Below are 25,313 nucleotides of genomic sequence, written 5' to 3'. Positions count from 1 at the left end.
CCCAACGAATCGCGTGGAGGTGTGGCCGATGCATCGCGTCCGGTACGACGCCGCCTGTCCCGGCGAGGGCATGGCCTCCCCCGTGCCTGTGGGTGCCTGCCCGCTGGGGCGAATAGCCCGCGAGAAGCCGGAGCCGTACACGTAGGGGCGCGCGTCACCGGCAGCGCTCCCTTCAGTACTCCCGCGGACCCCCAGCAGTTTGCCGTGAACGGCCGATGCCACAACTACCTTCTGACGCACGCATGTTGGACGTGGGACGTCCAGACGGTCAGATGTCCAGATGCCTGAAGGGCAGGTCATGCCATGCCGCCAAGTCTCCGTGCACGTCTCAGATCCCCCCTCCGAGCTCTGAGACACACGCTCACCGCGGCCGCCGTCAGTACGGCGGCCGCCGCGCTGCCGAGCCCCGCACACGCCCAACCCGCCGCCCAGGACACCGAGTTCGAGCAGCAGGTGCTCTTCAAGGCCTCGCAGGACCCCGGTTACGCCTGCTACCGGATCCCGGCGATCGTGCGCACCAACCAGGGAACGCTGCTGGCGTTCGCCGAGGGCCGTGTCCTCAACTGCGGTGACGCCACCGACATCGACATCGTCGTCAAGCGCTCCACCGACGGCGGCCGTACGTGGGGCCCCGTCCAGGTGGTGAACGAGGGGGTGGGCGACACGCACGGCAATCCGACGCCGGTCGTGGACCAGGCCACCGGCCGGATCCTGCTGGCCGAGACGTACAACAAGGGCCGTACGGACAGCGGGAACTGCGACATCCCCTGCGAGCGCAGCCCGTATCTGCAGTACAGCGACGACGACGGCCGCACCTGGTCCGAGCCGCGCGACCTGAGCGCCGAGATCCTGCCCGAGCACTGGAACTCCTGGTACGCGACGGGGCCCGTGCACGGCATCCAGCTCACCCGCGGCCTGAACGCCGGACGGATCGTCATCAGCGTCAACGGCGAGACATGGAACGGCAGCCGGGTCACCGCGAACCATGCAGCGCTGATCATCAGCGACGACGGCGGCGACCACTGGCGGCTCGGCGCCGCCGACTCCTCGGAAGTCGCCGCGGACGGCACCTTCGAGCAGAAGAACGGCGAGCTGACGCTGGCCGAACGCGCCGACGGCACGATCCTGATCAGCGGCCGCGAGCAGGACGGCACCGACCTCGGCCATCGCACCCAGGCCGTCAGCGAGGACGGCGGCGACAGCTTCGGCACGCCCTTCCAGGACCTGCCCGACCTGTACGCCCCGCAGGTGCAGTGCTCGATACTGCGGGTGAGCAGCCGCATGCTGCTGGCCTGCCCCGGCGACCCCGACCGCCGCCGGACCATGATGATCCGCTCCTCGTACGACGGCGGCGCCACCTGGGACAGCGTCGACCGCGGCACGGTCGTCACCCGGGACTGGTCCGGCTACTCCGACCTGGTGCACATCACCGGCACCACCCTGGGCCTGATGTACGAGGCCGGCGCCGTCGACGCCCGCGACGAGATCCGCTTCGCCCGGTTCGACGAGGGCCGGCTCGCCCCGCGGCGCGGCCCGGACCCCACCACCGCCGACCAGGCCCCGCTCGCCCCGCCGGCCGCCGTCCTCGGCGGTGCCACGGTCACGGACGGCGCGTTCGACGGGGCGCTGGCCTTCGACGGCACCGACGACGCCGTGCGCCTGCCGTACCACGACCGGCTCCCGCTCGGCACCAAGGACTTCACCGCCTCTCTCTGGTTCCGGCACACCGCCACCTCCGGCGAGCAGCCGCTGCTGTCGATGGGCGGCGTCGCGACCGGTCAGCCGCACATCACGCTGCGCGGCGAGCCCGGCAGCGACCGCGTGCAGGCCCTGATGACCACGCGGGAGGGCCCGACGACCGTACGCAAGGCGTCCCTGAGCACCAAAGGCGCGTACAACGACGGCCGCTGGCACCATCTGGCGCTGCGCCGGGGCGACGGGACACTGACCCTGTTCCTGGACGGCAAGACGGTCAGCGCCGCCGACGTGCCCGGCTCGGTGAGCCGCAACTCGCCCTTCGGTGTGCACATCGGCGAGCGCATGGACAGCCGCGCCTTCTTCACCGGCGGAATCGACGACGTCCGCGTCTGGGACCGGGCGCTGACCGATGCGGAACTCACCGAGGTCCGTACGGACGGCACGGGTCCGGTTCTCGGCACGGTGGTGTGGCTGCCCATGGACCAGGTGAACGGCGTCGGATAGCGTCGCGGCGTGCCCGACGACATACGAGCACGACAGCGGACGCGGACCGGGATCGGTCTGTTACTGGCCCTGGTGCTCGGAGCAGTGCTGCTCACCGCCCTTCCGGACGACGACCGGGAGGGCGGCGGCGCATGCCGGGCCCGTACGGTGGGTTCCTGGTCGGCGGACCGCGGGCTGACCGGCGAGTTCACCCGCTACGGCGACGACGCCTCCCGCGCGGACGACTGGACCGGCGGCGACGGCACCCACTCGGTGCGGCTGCCGGACGGGCGGGTGCTCTGGCTGTTCTCGGACACCTATCTGGGCCAGGTGTACGCGCCGCCCAACCCGGTCGGCGAGTCGCACACCTGGCGGGACACGACGGCGCCGCTGGTCCGCAACTCGGCGGTGGTGATGCGGGACGGCCGTCTCCAGAGCACCCTCCCCGCGCCCGTCTTCCCCGACCCGGCCCCGAACCAGTGGCGGTGGCCGGTCGCCGCCAAGGTCGAGCCGCGCTCGCCCGGTTCGTCGGAGCAGGTCGTACGGGTGCTGCTGTGGCTGCGGACCGCGGGCCAGTCGCCGTGGATCTACGGCGTGCCCACGGCCACCGAGGTCGCCACCCTGTCCCTGCCGGACCTGCGGGTCGAGTCGGTCGTCCCGGTGATGGACCAGCGGCTCGTCCCGGATCCGTCCCGGCGTGTCCTGTTCGGCACGACGCTGGTCGAGCGGGACGGCTGGACGTATGTCTTCGGCGGCGACGACGGCCAGGCCCTGTCCCGCCCGGCCTCGTCGGCGTATGTGGCGCGGGTGCCCGAGGGCAGGCTCGCCGAGCCGGGCGCCTGGCAGTACTGGAACGGGTCCGAGTGGGCGGCCGGTGCCGTCCCGCGCGCGGTGCTGGACGACGGGGTGGGCAGCGCGTTCTCGGTGGTGCGGGAGGACGGGACGTATGTGCTGTTCACCATGGCGGCGGGCACCGAGGGGCTGACGACGATCACCTCGTACTGGGCCTGCTCCCCCGCCGGGCCCTGGCACGGGCCGACGCGGGACTTCAGCCCCGCGCTGCCCGACGGGCAGGTCGCCGCGTACAACCCTCAGGTCCACCCGGAGCTGAGCGACGAGGGGCGGCTGGTGCTCAGCTATGACGTCAACTGGCTGGACGCCGGCGGCGGCGCGGCGGCGCAGCTCAGCCGGAACGTGTCCCTGTACCGACCGCGATTCGTGACTCTTCGGCTGGAACCGGCTCGGTGAGCACCTTGTCGTGCGAGCGGCGCTTGGCGATCACCGCGCAGACCATCAGCTGCATCTGGTGGAAGAGCATCAGCGGCAGCACGGCCAGCGAGGCGTGCGCGCCGAACAGAACGCTCGCCATGGGCAGTCCGGAGGCCAGGGACTTCTTCGAGCCGGCGAACTGGATGGCGATCCGGTCCTCGCGGTCGAAGCGCAGCGCCTTGGCGCCGTACCAGGTCAGGGTGAGCATCACGGCCAGCAGCACCGCCTCGACGGCGAGCAGACCGGCCAGCCGGGCGGGGCTGACCTGGTGCCAGATGCCCTGCACCATGCCCTCGCTGAACGCGGTGTAGACGACGAGCAGGATCGACCCGCGGTCGACGAGCCCGAGCACCTTCTTGTGCCGGGCGACGAAGTTTCCGATCCACCGGCGCAGCAGCTGCCCGGCGACGAACGGCACCAGCAGCTGGAGCACGATCTCGATCAGCGAGTCGGCGGAGAAACCGCCCGTGCTGCCCAGCAGGGAGGCCGCCAGCAGCGGGGTCAGGACGATGCCCACCAGCGAGGAGAAGGAGCCCGCGCAGATCGCGGCGGGCACGTTGCCGCGGGCGATCGAGGTGAACGCGATCGACGACTGGATGGTCGACGGGACCAGGGTGAGGAAGAGCAGGCCCTGGAAGAGCGGCTCCGACAGCAGCACCGGGACGAGGCCGCGGGACGCCAGACCGAGCACCGGGAAGATCACGAACGTACAGGCCAGGACCGTGACATGGAGCCGCCAGTGCTTCAGCCCGTCCAGCGCCTCGCGCGTCGACAGCCGGGCCCCGTACAGGAAGAAGAGGAAGGCGATCGCGGCCGTGGAGGCACCGGAGGCGATGTCCGCGCCCGTCCCGCGCGCCGGGAGCAGAGCGGCGAGACCGACCGTCCCGAGCAGGAGCAGGATGTACGGGTCGATCGGCATCCAACGCGGCGGGCGTAGGCGTTTCACGGTGCTCCACTGGCTCTGGTTCTCAGGCGGTACGGGGCCGAGAAGACCCCTCTCCATCGTCCTCCGCTGCCGCACGATCGGGAATCCCGCATACCGTTCTGACTGTCATCGCGTTCCACGATAAAGCGCTACCGTGTCCCGTGTGTACGACCCCTCCCATCTGCGCACCTTCCTGGCGGTGGCGCAGACCCTGAGCTTCACGCAGGCCGCCCGGCGTCTCGGGCTGCGCCAGTCGACGGTCAGCCAGCATGTGCGGCGCCTTGAGGACGCCGCCGGACGGCAGCTGTTCACCCGGGACACCCACTCGGTGGAGCTGACCGAGGACGGCGAGGCGATGCTCGGTTTCGCCCGCCGGATCCTTGAGGTGCACGAGCAGGCGACGGCGTTCTTCACGGGTACCCGGGTGCGCGGCCGGCTCCGCTTCGGCGCCTCCGAGGACTTCGTGCTGACCCGGCTGCCGGAGATCCTCGAAGGCTTCCGCCACGACCACCCCGAGGTCGACCTGGAACTGACGGTCGAACTGTCGGGCACCCTGCACGAGCAGCTGACCGCCGGCAAGCTCGACCTGGTGCTGGCCAAACGGCGGCCCGAGGACCCGCGCGGCGAACTGGTCTGGCACGACGACCTGGTGTGGATCGGCGCGGAACGCCTGCGCCTTGACCCCGGCCGCCCGGTCCCGCTGATCGTGTACCCACCGCCCGGCATCACCCGCGCGCTGGCCCTGGAGGCCCTTGAGCGACAGGGCCGCGCATGGCGCATCGCCTGCACCAGCGGCAGCCTCAACGGCCTCGTCGCGGCGGCCCGCGCGGGCCTGGGCGTGATGGCCCACTCCCGCGGCCTGATCCCACCCGGCCTGGTCCGCGTCCCGGACCGGACGGGCCTGCCGGAACTGGGCCAGGTGGACTTCGTCCTCGTCCACGGCCCCCGCCGCACCTCGGCCCAGGGCGCGGCGGAGGCCCTGGCGGCGGCCATCCTCGCGGGCGGCGACCGACTGCACCGCCGTCAGCGGAAGGGCTTCTGATACGTCAGGCAGTCGTAGCGGCCGGAACTGTTCTTCACGAGGGTGTGACGAAAGAGCCCGTGCGTACGCTGACGGAAGAGGAGGGCGTATACCGGGGCCGGCCTCGTCCCGTGCGGTAATCGCGGCGTACAGATTCGGTGGAGATTGCGGCACCGAAACTTACTGAACCGTAAGGATTTCTGTCCGACCCTTCCCCATGTGAGCGCATTTTCCGGCGCTGACCAGGGCGTACCTGAGCGTTGCTCCGTTTCGACCCCCTCCCGTCCCGCTCCCGGGTGGGGTAGCTTTCACGGCCTGTGCGGAGCGTCATCAGGAGCGGGGAGCGGGGTTTGCGCGAGTTCACCAACCCTCCGTTGGCGTTGGCACCGCCGGTGGGCGGTCTGGCCGATGCCGTCTTCCAGCACGCCCAGGAGGACCCTCACCACGTCTCGCTGGGCCGCAAGGACGAACTCGATCAGTGGCGGGATGTCACCGCATCGGAGTTCCGTGACGAGGTGCTGGCTCTCGCCAAGGGTTTGCTTGCCCGAGGCATCCGGTTCGGCGACCGGGTCGCGATCGTGTCCCGCACCCGTTACGAGTGGACGCTCTTCGACTTCGCGCTGTGGACGATCGGCGCCCAGGTCGTGCCGGTCTATCCCACGTCCTCGGCCGAGCAGTGCTTCTGGATGCTGTACGACGCCGAGTGCACGGCGGCGATCGTGGAGCACGAGGACCACGCGATGACGATCGCCACCGTCATCGACCGGCTGCCGCAGCTGCACCAGCTGTGGCAGCTCGACTCCGGCGCCGTGCAGGAGCTGTACGAGGCCGGCGCCCACATCGACGACGAGCTCGTGCACCGGCACCGCAAGGCGGTCACCCCGGACTCGGTCGCCACGATCATCTACACCTCGGGGACGACGGGCCGCCCCAAGGGCTGTGTCATCACGCACGGCAACTTCATGTACGAGGCGGACACCATGATCGAGCGCTGGGAGCCGGTGTTCCACTCCAAGAAGGGCGACGAGGCCGCCACCCTGCTGTTCCTGCCGCTCGCGCATGTCTTCGGGCGGATGGTGCAGGTCGCCGCGATCCGCGGCAAGGTCAAGTTCGGCCACCAGCCGCAGATGAGCGCGGCCGCCCTCCTTCCCGACCTGGCCGCCTTCAAGCCGACGTTCTTCCTCGGCGTGCCGTACATCTTCGAGAAGGTCTTCAACGCCTCCCGCCGCAAGGCCCAGCGGGACGGCAAGTCGGGGCCCTTCGAGAAGGCCGTCGAGATCGCCGTGAAGTACGCGGACGCCATGGAGGCCAAGGCCTGGGGCATCGGGCCCGGCCCCTCGGCCGGTCTCCGCGTGCAGCACCAGCTGTTCGACAAGCTCGTCTACTCCAAGATCCGGGCGGCGATGGGCGGCCGCATCCGGCAGGCGATGACCGGCGGCTCGGCGATGGACCGGCGGCTCGGTCTGTTCTTCGCGGGCGCGGGCGTGCACATCTACGAGGGCTACGGCCTCACCGAGTCGACGGCCGCCGCCACCGCCAATCCCCCCGAGCGCACCCGCTACGGCACCGTCGGCCAGCCCATCCCCGGCATGACCGTGCACATCGCGGACGACGGCGAGATCTGGCTGCACGGCGCCAACGTCTTCCAGGGCTACCTCAACAACAAGAAGGCCACCGACGAGACCCTGCACGACGGCTGGCTCGCCACCGGCGACCTGGGCTCCCTCGACGAGGACGGCTACCTCACCATCACCGGCCGCAAGAAGGAGATCCTGGTCACCTCCGGCGGCAAGAGCGTCTCGCCCGGCCAGCTGGAGGAACGCGTACGAGACCATCCGCTGGTCTCCCAGTGCATCGTCGTCGGCAACGACCGCCCGTACATCGCCGCCCTGGTCACCCTCGACCATGAGGCCGTCGAGCACTGGCTGACGATGCGCGGCAAGCCCCAGATGTCCCCGGCCCAGCTGGTGCGCGACGCGGACCTGGAGACGGAGGTGCGGCGCGCGGTGGTCGCCGCCAACACTCTTGTCTCGCAGGCCGAATCGATCCGCACGTTCCGGATACTCGCCCAGCCGTTCACCGAAGAGCACGGGCTGCTGACCCCGTCCCTGAAGCTGAAGCGCAAGGCGATCGAGAACGCGTACGCGGGCGAGGTCGAGGCGCTGTACCGGGCGTGACGCCGGCGCATGGAGTTTCGGCGGATTCTCCGGTCAGGAATGCACCACGGCTCGTGATCGTTGACGATGTCAGTACCACCTGACGACAACCGAAGGATCGAGAGCTCGTGAGCAGCAAGGTCCCCCCGATCATCCTCAACAACGGCGTCGAGATGCCCCAGCTGGGCTTCGGCGTCTGGCAGGTGCCGGACGCCGAGGCGGAGCAGGCGGTCGCCACCGCGCTGGAGGCCGGGTACCGCAGCATCGACACAGCGGCGATCTACGGCAATGAAGAGGGCACCGGCAAGGCGATCGCCGCCTCCGGCGTTCCCCGCGCGGACCTCTTCGTCACCACCAAGCTCTGGAACAGCGACCACGGGTACGACTCCACCCTGCGGGCCTTCGACGAGTCCCTGGCCAAGCTGGGCCTGGACCACCTGGATCTGTACCTGATCCACTGGCCGCGCCCGGCCACCGGCGACTTCGTCAACACGTACAAGGCGTTCGAGAAGCTCCTCGCCGACGGCCGGGTGCGTGCCATCGGTGTCTCCAACTTCCTGCCGGAGCACCTTCAGCGACTGATCGACGAGACATCGGTCATCCCCGCCGTCAACCAGATCGAGCTGCACCCGCACCTCCAGCAGCGCGCGGCCCGCGAGTACCACGCGGAGCAGGGCATCGCCACCGAGGCCTGGTCGCCGCTCGGCTCCGGCAAGGGCCTGCTGGAGGTCCCGGCGATCGTGGCCATCGCCCAGAAGCACGGCCGCACCCCCGCCCAGGTGGTGCTGCGCTGGCACCTCCAGCTCGGCAACGTGGTCATCCCCAAGTCCGTGACGCCGTCCCGGATCAAGGAGAACATCGAGGTCTTCGACTTCACCCTGGACACCGAGGACCTGGCAGCGATCAGCGCGCTCAACGAGGACCGCCGGCTGGGCCTGGACCCGGCCACGGTCGAGTCGGCCTGACCAGCACCGGTCGGGCGGCCCGGTCAGGGCGTCGATGGACGCGCGGATGAATCGTGGGTGGCGAGACCGGCGTTGGCGATGACCGCGTCGAGCCGCCCGGACTCCTTCAGCGCGGCCTCGACGGCGTCGCGCAGGCATGCCCGGCGTCGCGCAACCGCCGGACCCGGCGGCGGCTGAGCCGCAGTCCGCCTCAGCCGGTGCGGACGGCTGTGTGGACCGTGCGGGCCGAGAGGACGAACAGGTCCGGCCGATGGTGCACGCTCGCCTTGTCGTCGGGGTCGACGAGGCGGTCGAGGGTGGCGCGGTCGGTGGCGTCGAGGCCGTCGCCGATGGTGTCGCGGTAGCGGGAGAGGGTGGCGGCGGCGACGGTGCGCGCCCGGTCCGGGGCCGGGGCGGGCAGGTCGAGCAGGAAGCTGCGGGTGCCGGTGGGTTTCAGGCCGGCGGCGGTCATCAGGGCAGGCCAGTCCTCGGGTGCGGCCACACTGCCCGGCAGGGCCGCCCGCATCTCCGTGAACCACTCCTCCTGCACGGCGTCGAGGCGTGCCTGCAGGCCCGGGCGCCCGATCCCGATGTCACGCGGCAGGAAGCGGGTCGGCAGGCCGCCCTCCACGAGCGCGAGGGTGCCGCCGAACGTCAGCCGCTCGGCGCAGGCCGCGATCGCGGCGCGCTGGTCGCCGAGGTGGTGCAGGCTGTGGCTGGCCCAGATCAGATCGGCCGGGTACTCCAAGTCACCCATGATGTCGGGCAGTTCACCGGCGAGCGTGCCGAAGCGGTCCGCGACGCCGAGCCGCTCCGCCCGCCCGCGGGCCCGCTCCAGCAGCGGCGCGGAGCCGTCGACGGCGACGACCCGGGCACCGGGGAAGGCGTCGGCGAGCAGACAGGAGACGACGCCGGGCCCGCTGCCCGCGTCGACGATCAGCCCTGGCTCGGTCTGTTTCTTGCCGAGCCAGGCGAGCGCGCGCTCGTGCAGGGGCGTGTACAGCTCCGCCTGTGCCTCCAGCACCGGGGCCATCTCCGCCCAGTCGATGTCGGTGTGCTGGTGATCGTGCCGGTGCTGGTGCTGGTGCTGGTGGTCGTGCGCCATGGTGGTGAGCCTCTCGTCCGGGTACGGCCAGCGTGCGCCGACGCACCGCGAACAGGCAATCGCTGTTGCCGCCACAGCAAAAAACCACGGCTCGGAAGGCCAACCACGCCGACTACTCAGCGGTGGAGTTCGCAGTCCGCCGGGGCCTGGCACAGGGGTACCGACCAACCCCGGCGGACTACCGCGCCCCTATAGGGGCGCGGGGAACTGCGCGATCAGCCACGAACAACCCGCAGCCGCAGTCATGGCACTACGACAACGGCGGATACGCGTTCTGCATCAGCTGCTGGAACTGCGCCGAGAACCAGTGCCCCGACAGCGGAGCGTTCGCCAGCGCACCGGACATGTTGTTCCCGTTGCGCGGATTGCCCTCGTACGTCGGGTCGCACATGCGGTCGAAGCCCTTGCCCTCATCGTTCGGGATCGCGGTGCTGGACCCGTCGGACTCCCCCGGCGGCTTCATCCACACGTACGCGTCGATCCCGGCGGCCGGGCTGGCCTGCGGACGCTCGCCGAGGCCGGCGCCGGTCTGGTTGCACCAGTTGCCGACGTGGATGCGACGGTCGTAGCGGCCACCGTCCACGTAGGTGTCGACGCTGGTCCTCGCACCGGGACCGGCGGGCCGGGCGGAACCGCCCCAGCCGTTCCGGGACGTGTCGATCAGCATGCCGATGTCCGAGTTGAAGCCGGTCGAGACGAGCTGGTTGCGGAAGGCCTGGGCGAACGACAGCTCGTCGACGTACCGGTTCCAGTCGACCCACTGCGACTCGCGCACGGAGGTGCCGTTCACGGAGTCGTTGACCGTGAAGTTCTCCTCCCTCAGAGCGCTGTAGTTGGCGGTGTTGGCGATGAAGCCGTGCACGTCGTCGACGGTGGCGCCCTCGGCGGTGGCCGCCTCCAGCATGATGTTCGCGGACGCGCCGAAGTTGTCGTCCCAGCCGATCCAGCCGTGGTGCCCGGCGTCGATGTAGTTGTAGACGTTGGGCACGTCGCCCAGCTCGCTGAGCGCGTAGCCGACGCCCTTGACGTAGTTGCCGTTGGCCTTCATCACATCGCACTCCGGGGTGGCCGTCGGGCGGCTCCCGGTGTTGGTGACGAGGTTGGGCAGCGAGTCGATCTCGATGGTCGTCACGATCCGCAGATCGGCGTACTTCGGGTCGGCGAGGATCGCGGCGATCGGGTCGATGTACTCGGTCTTGTACCGGTCGATCTCCGTCGGGCCCAGCTCACCGTTGGACGCGAGCGCGGCGCAGTCCCGGCCCGGCAGGTTGTAGATCACCAGCTGGACGACGAGTTCGTCGGAGCCCTTCTGCGTCAGCGCCTCGTCGAGGTGGTCACGCAGCCCCATACCGCCGTTGACCCCGTTGATCGCGGCGGTCCGGTCGAGCCACACGCCCGTCGGCTGGTCGGCGATCCGGCTGCCGCCCGGCTCGGCGGCGGCCTTCGCGGACCACTCCGGGTTCACGTACACCTTGGCGCCCGAGTACGGGTTGTCGACCCGTGGGCCGGTCGGGTCCGGGTCCGGATCCGTGGGATCGCCGCCACCGTCGTCCACGTTGCAGGTCACGCCGTCGAGGGTGAAGGTCGTCGGCAGCGCGTTGCTGCCGCTGTAGGAGGCGTTGAAGCCGAAGCTGATCGAACCGCCGGTAGCCAGCGTGCCGTTGTAGGACTCGTTGGCGGCGGTGACGGCGGTCCCGCTCTGACTGAACCTCGCGTTCCAGCCGTTGGTGATGGTCTGGTTTCCGGCGTACGACCACCTGACCGCCCAAGCCGACTTGGCGGCGCCGTTGTTGGTGACCGTCACCGCGGCGGTGAAGCCGGTGTCCCACTGGTTCTGCACCGTGTAGTCGACGGTGCAGGGGACGGCGGCCGCCTCCACCCCGCCGGTATCGACGGCGAACGCCGTCCCGGAAGCCCCGGCGACCAGCGCCAGGGCGGCGAGCATCGCAGTTCTGGTACGACTCATGAGTGCGGGTTCCCTCTCCGTTGCGGAAATTGACCATGTGCGGACGTTGACCGTTGCGGACCGGACCGTTGCGGACGTTGACCGTTGCGGACGTTGACCGTTGCTGTGGTTATCCGTTCTGGGCGCGCAAGTGATCACGCAGCCCGATGCCGTACGACGTGGGAGTGCCGTCGTAACTGGAGATCAGCGCCGGACCGGAGCCGCAGTTCCACGTGTTCCAGGTCCAGCCCAGGTAGGACAGGCCGCGGTCGTCGAACCACTTCATGACCTGGTCGATGAAGGAGTGCGCGCAGGTGTTCTCCCCGATCTCCCCGGCGACCAGCGGCACTTGGGCCGCGACGGGGGCGAGCGTGGAGTTCCAGCAGCTCTCGTTCGCGCAGGAGTTGAAGTTGTAGACGTGCCAGGCCGCGGCGAGATTGCCGGCCGGGTCGGTGGGCTGGTACGTCAGCCACTGGCTCAGGTCGTTCGAGTAGGCGAGCCCGCCGGCCAGGATCAGGTTCTGCGCGCCGGTGCCCCGGATGGCGTCGACGAGGTCCTGCATGCCGGCGACCTCATAGCCGATGCCGGGGCAGGTGCCGCCGTCCCGCCAGCACTGCCACGCCTGGGTGGCGGTGGCGGTGGCGCGGTCCGGGTAGGGCTCGTTGAACAGGTCGAACACGACCGCCGGGTCGTCCTTGAAGGTGTTCGCCACCGACGTCCAGAAGGACGGTGTGTACTGCATGTTGGGCATCGGTTTCTGGCAGCTGGCGTGCACGTCGGAGCAGCCCGCCGAGTTGCCGGTGTACTGCCCCCAGGACCAGTGCAGTTCGACCATCGGCGTCATGCCGTGCGCCTCCACCTTGGCCACCAGGTCCTTGACGGCGGCTATGTAGTTGGCGCCCGCGTACTCGGGCTTGATGTTGGACAGGCCCAGCCAGCACTCCTCGTTGAGCGGGATGCGGACGGTGTTGGCGTTCCAGTCGGCGATCGCCTTGACGGCCGCGTCGTCCACCGGCCCGTCCCAGATGCCGTAGCCCTGCACGCACGCGAACTCACCGCCGGAACGGTTCACGCCGAGCAGGCGACGGGTGGTGCCGCCGGAGTCCACGAGCTCGTTCCCGGAGACGCGCAGCACGGGCGGCGCGGCGCCGGGGTCGGGGTCGGGGTCGGGTGGATCGGTCGGCGAGGGTGACGGCTCGGTGTCGACGTTGCAGGTCGTGCCGTTGAGCTGGAACGAGGTCGGTGCGGCGGTGCTCCCCGACCCGGAGGCGATGAACCCGGCGCTGACGCTCGCGCCGGTGGCGAGCGTGCCGTTCCAGCTCTCGTTGACCGCGGTCACCGTCGTACCGGACTGGGACCACTTGGCGTTCCAGCCCTGACTGACCTGCTGACCGCCGGCGAAGTCGAAGGTGAGGTGCCAACCGCTCACCGCGGCCATGTTGTTGGTGATGGTCACGCCGCCCTGGAAGCCGGTGTCCCACTGGCTCGTGACGGTGTACTCCACCGTGCACGCGGGCGTGGCTCCCGACGCCGTGACGACCGGTGCGATCGCGGTACCGACCAGCGCCGCGGCGGCTGAGAGGACGAGTAAAACTCCTGAACGCGGGGGGTGTCGCATGAGCGAGTCCTTGCAGCTCGGGCGCGGCCGTGGCGGACGCGTCGACTGATGGAGTCGCTCCCACTGGTGCGAAGGAAGGTATCGCCAAGTGACGGTAAAGGACAGGGGATGCGCTTGACTTTTCCTTAGCGGAATCCATCGAATCTTTTCGACTCTTCAAGCACCTTGACCCCTTGACCACCCGTCTCCACTATGGGAGCGCTCCCACTGGTTCAAGCCTTGACTTCTCCCGAGCCGCAAGGAGGAACCAGCACATGCCCCCCAGAAGGAGACGCCGCGCCCGGCGGCGTTTGTGGACCGCTGTCGTGGCGGCCCTCGCGCTCCCTTTCACGATGCTGTCGGCGGGATCGACGCCCGCCCGTGCGGCGGCACTTCAGTGCAGCGTCGACTACAAGACCAACGACTGGGGCTCCGGCTTCACCGCGGACCTGACGATCACCAACCGCGGTACGGACCCGATCAGCGGCTGGACCCTGACGTATGCCTACTCGGGCAACCAGAGGCTGACCAACGGCTGGAACGGCACCTGGTCCCAGTCCGGTCAGACCGTCACCGTGCAGAACGCCTCGCACAACGCGACGATCGCGGCCGGAGCCGCCGTCTCGGCCGGCGCGCAGTTCACCTACAGCGGCACCAACACCGCGCCCACGAGCTTCGCGATCAACGGCACGGCCTGCACGGGCGCACACCAGCCGCCGATCACCGTGCTGACCAGCCCGGCCGCGGGCGCCGTCTACTCGCAGGGTGACGCGGTCCCGCTCGCGGCCACCGCGGCGGCGGCCGACGGCGCGACGGTCAGCAGGGTCGAGTTCTACGACGACACCACGCTGCTCGGCACCGACACCAGCGCGCCGTACTCGCTCTCGGTCTCAAGCTTGACCGTGGGCAGTCATTCGCTGGTGGCGAGGGCGTACGACAGCCTGGGCGCGTCCGGCACCTCCACGCCGGTCGGCATCACGGTCGCCTCGGGTCCCGCCGTGGTGGCCTCGACCAACCAACTCGCCGTCCAGCAGGGCAGGACGGGCACGTACGAGGTGAAGCTGTCGACGCAGCCGTCCGCGAACGTGACCGTCACGACGGCCCGGACGGACGGAAACTCGGGCCTGTCGGTGACCGGTGGGGCGTCCCTCACCTTCACTCCGTCGAACTGGGACACCGCGCAGCCGGTGACGATCACGGCGGACTCGTCGGGCACGGGCGCGGCGACGTTCGAGTCGTCCGCCACCGGGCACGCGAGGGCCGCCGTCACGGTCACCCAGATCGAGACGACGAAGGAGTACGACGCCCGTTTCCTGGAGCTCTACGGCAGGATCACCAACCCGGCGAGCGGCTACTTCTCCCCCGAGGGCATCCCCTACCACTCGGTCGAGACGCTGATCGTCGAGGCGCCGGACCACGGCCATGAGACCACGTCGGAGGCGTACAGCTACCTTCTCTGGCTGCAGGCCCAGTACGGCAAGGTCACCGGCGACTGGTCCAAGTTCAACGAGGCCTGGGACACCATGGAGAGGTACATGATCCCGACCCACGCCGACCAGCCGACCAACTCGTTCTACAACGCCTCGGACCCGGCGACCTACGCCCCCGAGCTGGACACCCCGAACGAGTACCCGGCGCAGCTCGACTCGTCGGTCCCGGTCGGCTCGGACCCGATCGCCGCCGAGCTGAGGGCGGCGTACGGCACGGACGACGTCTACGGCATGCACTGGCTCCAGGACGTCGACAACGTCTACGGCTACGGCAACTCGCCCGGCAACTGCGAGGCCGGACCGACGGACACGGGACCGTCGTACATCAACACCTTCCAGCGCGGCGCGCAGGAGTCGGTGTGGGAGACGGTGCCGCAGCCGACCTGCGACGAGTTCACGTACGGCGGCCAGAACGGGTACCTGGACCTGTTCACCGGTGACTCCTCCTACGCCGAGCAGTGGAAGTACACCAACGCCCCCGACGCCGACGCGCGCGCCGTGCAGGCCGCGTACTGGGCGGACGTCTGGGCGAAGGAGCAGGGCAACGGCAGCGAGGTCTCCGCGACCGTGAGCAAGGCCGCGAAGATGGGCGACTATCTGCGCTACTCCACCTACGACAAGTACTTCAAGCGGGTCGGCAACTGCGTCGGACCGTCCACCTGCCCGGCCGGCACCGGCAAGGACTCCTCGACGTACCTGATGTCCTGGTACTACGCGTGGGGCGGTGCCACCGACACCTCGGCGGGCTGGGCCTGGCGCATCGGCTCCAGCCATGTGCACGGCGGCTACCAGAACCCCATGGCGGCCTACGCGCTGAGCTCCTCCGCCGATCTGAGGCCCCGGTCGGCGACCGGACAGCAGGACTGGGCCACCTCGCTCGACCGGCAGCTGGAGTTCTACCGCTGGCTGCAGTCCGACGAGGGCGCCATCGCGGGCGGCGCGACCAACAGCTGGGCGGGCCGGTACGCGACTCCGCCGGCCGGGACGTCGACGTTCTACGGCATGTACTACGACCAGCAGCCCGTCTACCACGACCCGCCGTCAAACCAGTGGTTCGGCTTCCAGGCGTGGTCGATGGAGCGGGTGGCCGAGTACTACCAGCAGACGGGGAACGCCGAGGCGAAGGCGGTGCTCGACAAGTGGGTCGACTGGGCGCTGTCCGAGACGACCGTCCATCCCGACGGTACGTACCAGATCCCGGCGACGCTTCAGTGGTCGGGCCAGCCCGACACCTGGAATCCGTCAAGTCCGGGTGCCAACAGCGGACTTCACGTGACTGTCGCCGACTACACGAACGATGTCGGTGTGGCTGCCGCGTACGCCAAGACGCTGACGTACTACGCGGATCGGTCCGGGGACGCGGAGGCCGCGTCGACGGCGAAGGCGTTGCTGGACGGCATGTGGGACAACCACCAGGACGCGCTGGGGATCGCCGTTCCCGAGACCCGCGCGGACTACAGCCGGTTCGACGACGCCGTGTACGTCCCGTCCGGCTGGAGCGGCACCATGCCGAACGGTGACGTGATCGACTCGTCGTCGACGTTCGACTCGATCCGGTCGTTCTACGAGGACGATCCGGCATGGTCGAAGATCGAGAGCTATCTGGCGGGTGGGGCCGCGCCCTCCTTCACCTATCACCGGTTCTGGGCCCAGGCGGACATCGCCCTGGCCATGGGCGCGTACGCGGAGCTTCTCGAATAACCAGCCCCCGCCGGGCGCTCCGCGGGTCGGGCCGTGTTCGACAGCGGGTCCGTTGTGGCTGGCCGCGCCCGCGCGGCGGAGCCGCACATTGATACGGCCCCGCGCCGCTGAAAGCAGGGCGTGGCAGGTCACGGCGTTTCTCCGGAGCGTCTGAAAGGTTCCGCGTACGTGGTCCCGTCACCTGACGGCGGGACCGACCGGCCGGGCGGCCCTCTCCCGCACTGGGGGTCGCCCGGCTGCTCTCGCGATCGATGGAAAGCGCTTGCCATTCGTATCTCCCCCCACATCCCGGAAAGGACCCCCCGTGCGAAGAACCCGCATCCTCACGGCGGTGCTGGCCCTCGCGGCCGGACTGCTCGCGGGCAGCCCGCCCGCGCTGGCCACCGACGCCCCGCAGGACGTGTCGATCGCCGCCGACACCTACAGCTGGGAGAACGCCCGGATCGACGGCGGCGGATTCGTCCCCGGCATCGTCTTCAACCGCAGCGAGAAGGATCTCGCCTACGCCCGTACCGACATCGGCGGTGCCTACCGCTGGCAGGAGTCGTCGCAGACCTGGACGCCGCTGCTGGACTCGGTCGGCTGGGAGGACTGGGGGCACACGGGAGTCGTCAGCCTGGCGTCCGACTCCGTCGACCCTGACCGGGTGTACGCGGCGGTCGGGACGTACACCAACAGCTGGGACCCCGGGAACGGGGCGGTGCTGCGGTCCGCCGACCGGGGTGCCAGCTGGCAGAAGGCCGACCTGCCGTTCAAGCTGGGCGGCAACATGCCCGGCCGGGGCATGGGGGAGCGGCTCGCCGTCGACCCGAACAGGAACAGCGTGCTGTACCTGGGTGCGCCCAGCGGCAACGGGCTGTGGCGGTCGACGGACTCCGGTGCCACCTGGTCGCAGGTCACGAACTTCCCCAACGTCGGCAACTACGTGCAGGATCCGAGCGACACCAGCGGCTACGCCTCCGACAACCAGGGCATCGTCTGGGTCACCTTCGACGAGTCGACCGCTGCGGCGGGCAGTGCCACGCGGACGATCTACGTCGGTGTCGCCGACAAGGACAACTCGGTGTACCGCTCGACGGACGCGGGTGCGACCTGGTCCCGCGTGGCCGGGCAGCCGACCGGCTACCTGGCCCACAAGGGCGTGCTGGACGCGACGAACGGCTATCTCTATCTCGCGTACAGCGACACGGGCGGCCCGTACGACGGCGGCAAGGGCCGGCTGTGGCGGTATGCGACCGCTTCCGGTACCTGGACCGACATCAGCCCGGTGGCGGAGGCCGACACGTACTACGGCTTCAGCGGTCTCACCATCGACCGGCAGCGGCCGGGCACGGTGATGGCGACGGCGTACAGCTCCTGGTGGCCGGACACCCAGATCTTCCGCTCGACGGACAGCGGCGGCACCTGGACGCAGGCCTGGAACTACACGTCGTACCCCAGCCGTTCGAACCGCTACACGATGGACGTCGCGTCGTCGCCCTGGCTGACCTGGGGCGCGAATCCGGCGCCGCCCGAACAGACGCCGAAACTGGGCTGGATGACGGAGTCGCTGGAGATCGACCCGTTCGACTCGAACCGGATGATGTACGGGACGGGCGCGACGGTCTACGGCACCGAGGACCTGACGAAGTGGGACAGCGGCGGCCAGTTCACCATCAAGCCGATGGTGCGGGGCCTGGAGGAGACGGCGGTCAACGACCTCGCGTCCCCGCCCTCGGGTGCTCCCCTGCTCAGCGCGCTCGGCGACATAGGCGGCTTCCGGCACACGGATCTGACCACCGTCCCGCCGATGATGTACACCTCACCGAACTTCACCTCGACGACCAGCCTGGACTTCGCGGAGAGCAACCCGAACACCGTGGTCCGCGCCGGCAACCTGGACTCGGGACCGCACATCGCGTTCTCGACGGACAACGGCGCCAACTGGTTCGCGGGGACGGACCCTTCGGGCGTCAGCGGCGGCGGCACGGTCGCGGCGGCGGCCGACGGCAGCCGGTTCGTGTGGAGTCCGCAGGGCACGGGGGTCCACTACGCGACGGGCTTCGGCACGTCCTGGGCGGCGTCGAGCGGCATCCCCGCGGGTGCGATCGTGGAGTCGGACCGAGTGGACCCGCGGACCTTCTACGGCTTCAAGTCCGGGAAGTTCTACGTCAGTACGGACGGCGGCGCGACCTTCTCCGCGTCGGCCGCGACCGGGCTCCCGTCCGGCGACACCGTCCGCTTCAAGGCGCTGCCCGGCACGAAGGGCGACGTATGGCTGGCGGGCGGCGCGAGCGACGGCGCGTACGGCCTGTGGCACTCGACCGACTCCGGCGCCACCTTCACCAGGCTGGAGAACGTCGAGCAGGCCGACACCATCGGCTTCGGCAGAGCGGCGCCCGGAGCGACGTACCAGACGCTCTACACCAGCGCCGAGATCGGCGGCGTACGCGGCATCTTCCGCTCCACCGACCAGGGCGCGACCTGGACCCGCATCAACGACGACGCCCACCAGTGGGGCTGGACGGGCGCGGCGATCACCGGCGACCCGCGCGTGTACGGCCGGGTGTACGTCGCGACCAACGGCCGGGGCGTCATCTACGGCGACACCGCCGACACCGGCGGGGGCGGCACCGACCCGACACCCACCCCGACGGGCGCCTGCGCGGTGACATACAAGATCACCAACGAATGGTCGGGCGGCTTCCAGGCGGACGTCCAGCTGAGCAACACCGGCACGACCGCCTGGACCGGCTGGTCCCTCGACTGGACCTTCCCTGACGGCCAGACCATCGCCCAGCTCTGGAACGCCGACCACACGCAGTCGGGTTCAGCCGTGACGGCGAAGAACGTGGGCTGGAACGGCAACGTGGCGGCGGGCTCGTCCGTGAGCTTCGGGTTCACGGGGAACTGGTCGGGGGCGAACACGGAACCGGCCGCGTTCAAGCTCGGTGACCAGGACTGCACCGTGAGCTGAGCGCCGAGGGCGCGTGCCGTCGCAGGCTCGCGCCCTCTGTGCTCGCCTACAGCGTCCACTCTCCGATCTGCTGGGCGAAGCCCGAGTCCATCGCGAACGTGAGCGTGGCCGCCTTGGACGCCTTCGGCACCTCGAACACGACCCAGCCCAGCGCCTTCGCGCCGGGCTTCAGCCGGACGTCCGCCGACATGGCGGGGCCGGCCGTGATGTCGGCGATGACGGTTCCGAACTGCTGGCCCTGGTCGTCGACGATCTGCGCCCCGTTCTCGGGAGCGTCGTTGTAGACCTTGGTGCCGGTGTTGACGAGCTGGAACTGCACGCCGATCCACCGGTTGCCGGACTCGGGGGCGAAGAACCCGTCGCTGGACTCGGCGTTGTCGACGACCTCGACGAGGGTGACGTCGAGTGCGCTGCCGGCTTCTATGCCCTTGAGGGCGAGCGTGTCGCCGACCTTGGCGACGTCGGGCGCGGCGCTGCTCGTCTCGGCGGCGGGTTCCTTCGTGCTGTCGGTGCCGGCCTCGGCGGTGGCCTTCGCCTTGGGCTTGTCGACGACCTCGTCGCCGGAGCCGGAGCCACAGGCGGTGAGGCCGATCGCGGCGACGACGGCCGCCGTGGTGGCGGCGAGGCGTATGCCGGTGCGGGTTCGGGTGCGGGTTCGGGTGCGGAACATGTTCTCCCCAGGGTTCAGTAGTACGCATGTGAACGACACGTGAAGGGCCCGGGGGGTTGTGCAGTTGGCCGGAAAAAGTCGGCCAGTGAAGCAACCTGGCAGTCCGTTACGGCGTCGGGGGTGGAGTCCGGCGAGATGGTCGCCATCGTCATCGGGCCTGATGACGACCACCTCACTCAGCGGCTCAGGGCGTGTAGACCGTGGGGCGCGGTGCCGTCGCCATGCCGTTGCCGATGAAGAAGCTCGGGTGCGGGGGCTGGTTGTAGGCCGTGTTCTGCCAGGCCAGACCCGTGCGGTACATCGGGTCGTGCAGCAGGGTGGTGATCTTCGTGCTCGTCTCGACCGGCGTCGAGTAGATGCGCAGAGCCGTGTTGCTGCTGGTGCGCCAGACGACCTCCTCGCGCCAGTCGCCGAAGAGGTCGCCGGAGATGACCGGGGTGGACTTGGTGCCGTTGTTCGAGGACACCCCGGAGCCGGTCAGGAGGCGGGTCTCGCCGGACGTGCCGTACTTGTCGATGCGCGTGCCGTCGAGCAGTTCGCGGACGGGGTCGCCGTCCCACCAGGACAGGAAGTTGACGGAGGAGGGCTCGCGGCCCTTCGTGGCGCCCGCCTCGTCGCGGATGGAACCGTCGGAGGCCGACCACACCTCGGCGCCGTCGTTGCCGGCGTAGATGTCCCCGGCCACGCCGCGGCCGTTGTCGCAGCAGGCGGCCAGCTGCCAGCGGATCGACCCGTTCGCGGGGTTGAGATACAGCTCGGCGGGCTGGGAGGAGGACTCGGAGACCTTGAAGTACTCAAGGCCCGACGTCGACGGGTCCAGGTCGCCGAGGTGCTGGGCGTCCCCGTGGCCCGTCCTGGCGGTCCACAGCCCGTTGCCGTTGTCGTCGACCGCCATGGAGCCGTAGACGATCTCGTCCCTGCCGTCGTTGTCGACGTCCCCGATGGAGAGACTGTGCGAGCCCTGGCCGTCGTACCCCCTGCCGGTGTTGGTGGAGGAGTTGGTGTCGAAGGTCCAGCGGCGGGTGAAGGCTCCGCCCCGCCAGTCCCAGGCCGCGATCACCGTACGGGTGTAGTAGCCGCGGGCCATGATGAGCGACGGGCGGGCGCCGTCGAGGTAGGCGGTGCCGGCGAGGAAGCGGTCGACCCGGTTGCCGTAGGAGTCGCCCCACGACGACACCGTGCCCCGGGCCGGGACGTAGTCGACCGTGCCCATCGCCCTGCCGGTCTGCCCGTTGAACATGGTCAGGTACTCGGGGCCGGACAGCACATACCCGCTGGAGTTGCGGTGGTCGGCTGAGGCGCTGCCGATCACCGCGCCCGTCCCGTCCACCGTGCCGTCGGCCGTCTTCATGGCGACCTCGGCCCTGCCGTCGCCGTCGTAGTCGTACACCTGGAACTGTGTGTAGTGCGCGCCGGAGCGGATGTTGCGGCCCAGGTCGATCCGCCACAGCCGGGTGCCGTCGAGCTTGATGCCGTCGACGAAGGTGTTGCCGGTGTAGCCGGAGTTGGCGTTGTCCTTGGCGTTGGTGGGCTGCCACTTGAGGACGAACTCCAGGGCGCCGTCGCCGTCGAGGTCGGCGACGGAGGCGTCGTTGGCCTCGTAGGTGTAGGCCACGCCGTCGGGGGTGGTACCGCCCGCGGGCGGGGAGATGGGGACGTCCCGGTAGCCGGTGCGGAACTGGATCGCGTGGACCGAGTCGGCCTGCTCCACACCGCCGACGATCGCGCGGACGGTGTAGTCAGCCTGGGCGGGCGCCCCGGAGTGGAAGTAGTTGGTGGAGCCGGTGACCGGGGTCGCGTTGACCTTCGTACCGGCGCGGTAGACGTTGAAGGAGACGTCGTTCGGGTCGGTGCCCAGCCAGCGCCAGCTGACCAGGTTGCCGGCGTCGGTGTGCACGCTGACCACGCCGCGGTCGAGCGCCTCCACCTGCCGTGCGGTGGCGGCCTCGGCCGTGCCCGCGCCGGTGAGCGCGGTGAGTCCGGCGGCGACGAGCGCGGCCGTGGCGCCCAGCGCGGAGAGGACGATCCTTCGTCTGCGGTGCTTGTGCGGGTGCTGCACGAGACGTACCTCCTGACGGACGGACGGGTTCCGGCCTCTCAGTGGTCGCCACGCACCCCGAAGTTGCCATATCTTTCGGCCAGTTCGGCGGCCGTCCGGGCGATCTCCGCCCGCAGCCCGGACGGTGCCAGCACCTCGATGTCCAAGCCCAGCCGCAGAAACTCCCCCACCGCGTGGTCGACGGACTCGATGGGGACGGTGGCCTGGATCCAACCACCGCCGTCGCTACGGCCGTTGTCCTTCTCCCCGGACCACGGCCGGACCTGGCTGGCCAACTGGGTCATGGAGTTCGGTCGTCCTGCGGCTTTCTGAAGGACCGGAGGGCGAAGACGGGGTCGGGGCGGGGGCGGTCCTGGTCGGGGAGGGTCGCCAGGAGGGCGGCGAAGTGTTCGGTGCGGGGGTCGTCGGGGGGCAGTTGGGTGAACCAGCCGCGCCGTAGGTCGGCGGTGGTCCGGCGGGGGCTGCGGCCCTGGCCCACGCCCGGGAAGCGGGACCGGCCGACGGGGAGCAGTCCCTGCTCGGTGGCGTACGACTCCACGGCCGCCGCCTGGTCGCGGGCGGGCCGGCGCGGGCGCGGGGCGAGCACGGCGTCGATGTCACTGCCCACGTCGTGCGCGGCGGCCTTGTCCACGGTGGTGACGTAGACACCGCCGGGCCGCAGCACCCGGGCGCACTCGGCGACGGCGGCCCGCACGTCGTCGGGTTCGTCGAGCAGATGGAGCAGCCACACGCTGGTCACGGCGTCGAACGCGCGGTCCGGGAACGGCAGCCGCCGACTGTCCGCGAGCACGACCGTGCCGGGCAGGCGTACGGCGGCCATGCGGGCCATCCCGTACGTCAGGTCCGCGCCCGTCACCCGCAGGCCGGGCCGCGCCGCCGCGAGCCGCCGGGTCACGATGCCGGTGCCGCAGGCCACGTCGAGGAGGCGGCCGGTCGGGTCCGGGATCAGGCCGAGGACGGCACCGGCAGCCGCGGCGGCCCGGGGTTCACCGCCGCGTGTGATGTCGTAGGCGCCGGCTTCCTTGTCGTAGTCCAGCACCGCGTCACTGTGCCCCGTGGCCCGGCGCCAGTCGTTCCACCCGGCGGGCCAGCTCGAAGTCCCGCTCGGTCACCGCGCCCACGGTGTGCGTGTTCACGCTCAGTGACAGGGTGTGGTAGCCGAGGGTGAGGTCGGAGTGGTGGTCGAGCTCCTCCTGGACCTGGGCGATGTGGACGACCATCGCGGTGGCCGCGAAGTGCGAGCGCAGCCGGTAGGAGCGGGCGATGCGGTCCCCCTCCAGGGACCAGCCCGGCAGCTGGGCCAGCCGGTCCTCGATCTCCTTCTGCGACAGCGGTTCGAGGGGCATGGCCTCGCTCCTTCCAGGGCGTCGGGATACGTCTTCAGCCTGCCACAGCCGGATGGTTCCGGCCCTGGTCAGACAGGTGCCCAAAGATCCGTTCCGGACACGTTTCCGAACCCCTGGACTACGGTCGTCGTATGACCACTCCCGCGTCCGGCACCGCCGCGCTCCCCGCCGACGAAGGCATCGGCCCCCTGCTGCGGGCCTGGCGGGAGCGGCGGCGGGTCAGCCAGCTGGAGCTGGCGCTGCGGGCCGACTCCTCCGCCCGGCACATCAGCTTCATCGAGACGGGGCGCTCCCGGCCGAGCGAGGACATGGTGCTGCGGCTGGCCGAGCATCTCGACGTCCCGGTGCGGGAGCGCAACGCCCTGCTGCTGGCGGCCGGTTACGCCCCGCGCTACCGGGAGACCTCGCTGGACGACCCGGCGCTGGACACGTTGCGCGAGGGGATCGAGCGGCTGATCCAGGGCTACGAGCCCTACCCGGCCTTCGTGGTGGACGCGACGTACCACGTGGTGGCCGCGAACCGGGGCGTCCTGGCCCTGCTCGACGGCCTGCCCGAGTCGCTGCTCGTGCCGCCGCTGAACGCGATGCGGCTGACTCTCCACCCGGAGGGCCTGGCGCCCCGGATCCGCAATCTGCGGGAGTGGCGCGGCCATCTGCTCGCCCAGATGGAACGGCAGATCGCGCTGCAACGCTCCGAACCGCTGCGGACGTTGTACGAGGAGGTCGCCGCCTACCCGGTGCCCGACGAGGAGACGGGGGCGGCGGACGAACCGGCCGCGCCCGTCCCGCCCTTCGCGCTCCCGATGCGGATCGAGCACGACGGGCGGGTGCTCTCCTTCATCTCCTCCATATCCACCTTCAACACCCCGATGGACGTGACCGTCGCCGAGCTGGCCATCGAGACGCTGCTCCCGGCCGACCCGGCGACGGTCAAGTACCTTCAGTCGCTGCTGCCTTGACGCGCCCTGGGCGGGGAAGCATCCGGGGCATCCGGGGTAAGAGACTCGCCACGTTCCTGTTGGACACCCACCCGCACATGACACACTGCTCCGGGACTTCGGCACGTAGGGGAGGCGTGGCGTGAGTGAGCGGCGGCCCGCGCCCACCGTGGGCCAGGTGGTGCTCGGCAAGCGGCTGCAGGAGCTGCGCGAGGCGGCCGGGCTGAGGCGCGAGGAGGCCGCACAGGTCCTGCGGGTGGCCCCCGCGACCGTGCGGCGCATGGAGATGGCCGAGGTCGCGCTGAAGATCCCGTACGTCCAGCTGCTGCTCGGCGCGTACGGCGTGCCCGAGGAGGAGGCGGCGGCGTTCGTCTCGCTCGCCGAGGAGGCGAACCAGCCCGGCTGGTGGCAGCGGTTCCACGATGTGCTGCCGGACTGGTTCAGCCTGTATGTGAGCCTGGAGGGCGCCGCCCGGATCATCCGCTCCTACGAGCCGCACTTCGTGCCCGGTCTGCTGCAGACGGAGGCGTATGCGCGGGCCGTCCTGGAGGCCGGGACGATCGGGCAGGCCGGTCCGGAGACCATCGAGCGGCATGTGTCGCTGCGTATGGCCCGGCAGCAGCTTCTGGAGCGTGCGGACCGCCCGCACCTGTGGGTGATCATGGACGAAACGGTCCTGCTCCGTCCCGTGAGCGACGACGGCTCCGTGCTGCGCGAACAGCTGGACAAGCTGCTGGAGTTCGCCGAGCGCGACCGGGTCACCCTCCAGGTCTCCGAGTTCCGGGCGGGCCCGCACCCGGGGACGTACGCGCCGTTCACGCTGTTCCGGTTCGCCGAACCCGAGCTTCCCGACATGGTGTTCACCGAGTATCTGACCGGTGCGCTGTATCTCGACTCCCGTACGGAGGTCTCCACGCACCTGGAGGTGCTGGACCACATGACGGCGCGAGCCGCGTCCACCGAGCGGACCAAGAAGCTCCTGCGCGACCGGCGCGAGCACTGCTGAGCCA

The 25,313-nt window shown here is 70.2% G+C and carries 18 protein-coding genes; 9 read left to right on the top strand and 9 right to left on the bottom strand.

The features are described from left to right. The first annotated feature begins 303 nt into the window (after positions 1-303). Positions 304-2,202: a sialidase family protein gene (locus GFH49_RS20035; protein WP_155057458.1), complete on the top strand. Its 1,899-nt coding sequence runs from the start codon at positions 304-306 to the stop codon at positions 2,200-2,202. Between the two features lie 9 nt (positions 2,203-2,211). Beyond that, entirely contained in the window at positions 2,212-3,429 is a 1,218-nt protein-coding gene (locus tag GFH49_RS20030; RefSeq protein ID WP_155057457.1) for a DUF5005 domain-containing protein, read from the top strand. Here GFH49_RS20030 and GFH49_RS20025 read toward each other — a convergent pair. Beyond that, positions 3,365-4,369 (bottom strand): bile acid:sodium symporter family protein, encoded by a 1,005-nt coding sequence (locus tag GFH49_RS20025; RefSeq protein ID WP_196218062.1) that lies wholly within the window; start codon positions 4,367-4,369, stop codon positions 3,365-3,367. The genes GFH49_RS20030 and GFH49_RS20025 overlap by 65 nt on opposite strands. Before the next feature lie 169 nt (positions 4,370-4,538). Here GFH49_RS20025 and GFH49_RS20020 point away from each other — a divergent pair, with 169 nt between their 5' ends. The 3 genes from GFH49_RS20020 (at position 4,539) to GFH49_RS20010 (ending at position 8,517) form a co-directional block, all read left to right on the top strand. Continuing rightward, complete coding sequence (locus GFH49_RS20020; RefSeq protein ID WP_155057455.1) at positions 4,539-5,417, top strand: LysR substrate-binding domain-containing protein; 879 nt, start codon at positions 4,539-4,541, stop codon at positions 5,415-5,417. A gap of 329 nt (positions 5,418-5,746) precedes the next feature. Then, complete coding sequence (locus GFH49_RS20015; RefSeq protein WP_155057454.1) at positions 5,747-7,573, top strand: AMP-dependent synthetase/ligase; 1,827 nt, start codon at positions 5,747-5,749, stop codon at positions 7,571-7,573. A 107-nt stretch (positions 7,574-7,680) separates the two neighbouring features. Then, complete coding sequence (locus tag GFH49_RS20010; protein ID WP_155057453.1) at positions 7,681-8,517, top strand: aldo/keto reductase; 837 nt, start codon at positions 7,681-7,683, stop codon at positions 8,515-8,517. Positions 8,518-8,707: 190 nt separating this feature from the next. On the opposite strand, the gene GFH49_RS20005 is transcribed toward GFH49_RS20010, so the two are convergent. From GFH49_RS20005 to GFH49_RS19995, 3 genes are all read right to left on the bottom strand, one after another. Beyond that, complete coding sequence (locus GFH49_RS20005; protein WP_155057452.1) at positions 8,708-9,601, bottom strand: class I SAM-dependent methyltransferase; 894 nt, start codon at positions 9,599-9,601, stop codon at positions 8,708-8,710. 250 nt (positions 9,602-9,851) lie between these two features. Then, on the bottom strand, positions 9,852-11,567 hold the full coding sequence (locus GFH49_RS20000; RefSeq protein ID WP_155057451.1) for a glycoside hydrolase family 6 protein: 1,716 nt from the start codon (positions 11,565-11,567) through the stop codon (positions 9,852-9,854). Positions 11,568-11,676: 109 nt separating this feature from the next. Next, positions 11,677-13,164, bottom strand: coding sequence for a cellulase family glycosylhydrolase (locus GFH49_RS19995; RefSeq protein WP_155057450.1), 1,488 nt, complete (start codon positions 13,162-13,164; stop codon positions 11,677-11,679). Between the two features lie 254 nt (positions 13,165-13,418). On the opposite strand from GFH49_RS19995, the gene GFH49_RS19990 reads away from it, so the two are divergent. Continuing rightward, on the top strand, positions 13,419-16,334 hold the full coding sequence (locus tag GFH49_RS19990) for a glycoside hydrolase family 48 protein (protein WP_155057449.1): 2,916 nt from the start codon (positions 13,419-13,421) through the stop codon (positions 16,332-16,334). 304 nt (positions 16,335-16,638) lie between these two features. Then, the gene (locus tag GFH49_RS19985) at positions 16,639-19,290 is read left to right on the top strand and encodes a cellulose binding domain-containing protein (protein ID WP_155057448.1); all 2,652 of its coding nucleotides are present in this window, start codon (positions 16,639-16,641) and stop codon (positions 19,288-19,290) included. A gap of 46 nt (positions 19,291-19,336) precedes the next feature. On the opposite strand, the gene GFH49_RS19980 is transcribed toward GFH49_RS19985, so the two are convergent. From GFH49_RS19980 to GFH49_RS19960, 5 genes are all read right to left on the bottom strand, one after another. Further along, a complete protein-coding gene (locus tag GFH49_RS19980) occupies positions 19,337-19,960 on the bottom strand; it encodes a DUF4352 domain-containing protein (protein WP_155057447.1) in 624 nt (207 codons plus the stop codon). A 184-nt stretch (positions 19,961-20,144) separates the two neighbouring features. Beyond that, positions 20,145-22,019: a rhamnogalacturonan lyase gene (locus GFH49_RS19975; RefSeq protein WP_155057446.1), complete on the bottom strand. Its 1,875-nt coding sequence runs from the start codon at positions 22,017-22,019 to the stop codon at positions 20,145-20,147. A gap of 38 nt (positions 22,020-22,057) precedes the next feature. Then, positions 22,058-22,303, bottom strand: coding sequence for a WYL domain-containing protein (locus GFH49_RS19970; protein ID WP_155057445.1), 246 nt, complete (start codon positions 22,301-22,303; stop codon positions 22,058-22,060). Continuing rightward, complete coding sequence (locus tag GFH49_RS19965) at positions 22,300-23,058, bottom strand: class I SAM-dependent methyltransferase (RefSeq protein ID WP_155057444.1); 759 nt, start codon at positions 23,056-23,058, stop codon at positions 22,300-22,302. Before GFH49_RS19965 ends, GFH49_RS19970 begins: the two co-directional genes overlap by 4 nt. A gap of 4 nt (positions 23,059-23,062) precedes the next feature. Then, the gene (locus GFH49_RS19960; protein WP_155057443.1) at positions 23,063-23,365 is read right to left on the bottom strand and encodes a 4a-hydroxytetrahydrobiopterin dehydratase; all 303 of its coding nucleotides are present in this window, start codon (positions 23,363-23,365) and stop codon (positions 23,063-23,065) included. Between the two features lie 131 nt (positions 23,366-23,496). On the opposite strand from GFH49_RS19960, the gene GFH49_RS19955 reads away from it, so the two are divergent. Together GFH49_RS19955 and GFH49_RS19950 are read left to right on the top strand one after the other, a co-directional pair. Then, positions 23,497-24,324, top strand: coding sequence for a helix-turn-helix domain-containing protein (locus GFH49_RS19955; RefSeq protein WP_155057442.1), 828 nt, complete (start codon positions 23,497-23,499; stop codon positions 24,322-24,324). Positions 24,325-24,445: 121 nt separating this feature from the next. Then, positions 24,446-25,309, top strand: a complete 864-nt coding sequence (locus GFH49_RS19950) for a Sco1979 family transcriptional regulator (protein ID WP_155057441.1) — start codon at positions 24,446-24,448, stop codon at positions 25,307-25,309. Positions 25,310-25,313 lie beyond the last annotated feature (4 nt).

This window comes from Streptomyces blattellae, from assembly GCF_009709555.1.
Classification (GTDB): Bacteria; Actinomycetota; Actinomycetes; order Streptomycetales; family Streptomycetaceae; genus Streptomyces; species Streptomyces blattellae.
Note: the sequence above shows the minus strand (reverse complement) of the source record. Positions and strands in the feature narration are given on the sequence as shown.

Excerpts from the sequence above, each read along its gene's own strand:
- GFH49_RS19980 (WP_155057447.1), bottom strand. The coding sequence starts at position 19,960 with ATGTTCCGCACCCGAACCCGCACCCGAACCCGCACCGGCATACGCCTC.
- GFH49_RS19970 (WP_155057445.1), bottom strand. The coding sequence starts at position 22,303 with ATGACCCAGTTGGCCAGCCAGGTCCGGCCGTGGTCCGGGGAGAAGGAC.
- GFH49_RS20035 (WP_155057458.1), top strand. The coding sequence starts at position 304 with ATGCCGCCAAGTCTCCGTGCACGTCTCAGATCCCCCCTCCGAGCTCTG.
- GFH49_RS20025 (WP_196218062.1), bottom strand. The coding sequence starts at position 4,369 with ATGCCGATCGACCCGTACATCCTGCTCCTGCTCGGGACGGTCGGTCTC.
- GFH49_RS19955 (WP_155057442.1), top strand. The coding sequence starts at position 23,497 with ATGACCACTCCCGCGTCCGGCACCGCCGCGCTCCCCGCCGACGAAGGC.
- GFH49_RS19995 (WP_155057450.1), bottom strand. The coding sequence starts at position 13,164 with ATGCGACACCCCCCGCGTTCAGGAGTTTTACTCGTCCTCTCAGCCGCC.
- GFH49_RS19990 (WP_155057449.1), top strand. The coding sequence starts at position 13,419 with ATGCCCCCCAGAAGGAGACGCCGCGCCCGGCGGCGTTTGTGGACCGCT.
- GFH49_RS20000 (WP_155057451.1), bottom strand. The coding sequence starts at position 11,567 with ATGAGTCGTACCAGAACTGCGATGCTCGCCGCCCTGGCGCTGGTCGCC.
- GFH49_RS19960 (WP_155057443.1), bottom strand. The coding sequence starts at position 23,365 with ATGCCCCTCGAACCGCTGTCGCAGAAGGAGATCGAGGACCGGCTGGCC.
- GFH49_RS20005 (WP_155057452.1), bottom strand. The coding sequence starts at position 9,601 with ATGGCGCACGACCACCAGCACCAGCACCAGCACCGGCACGATCACCAG.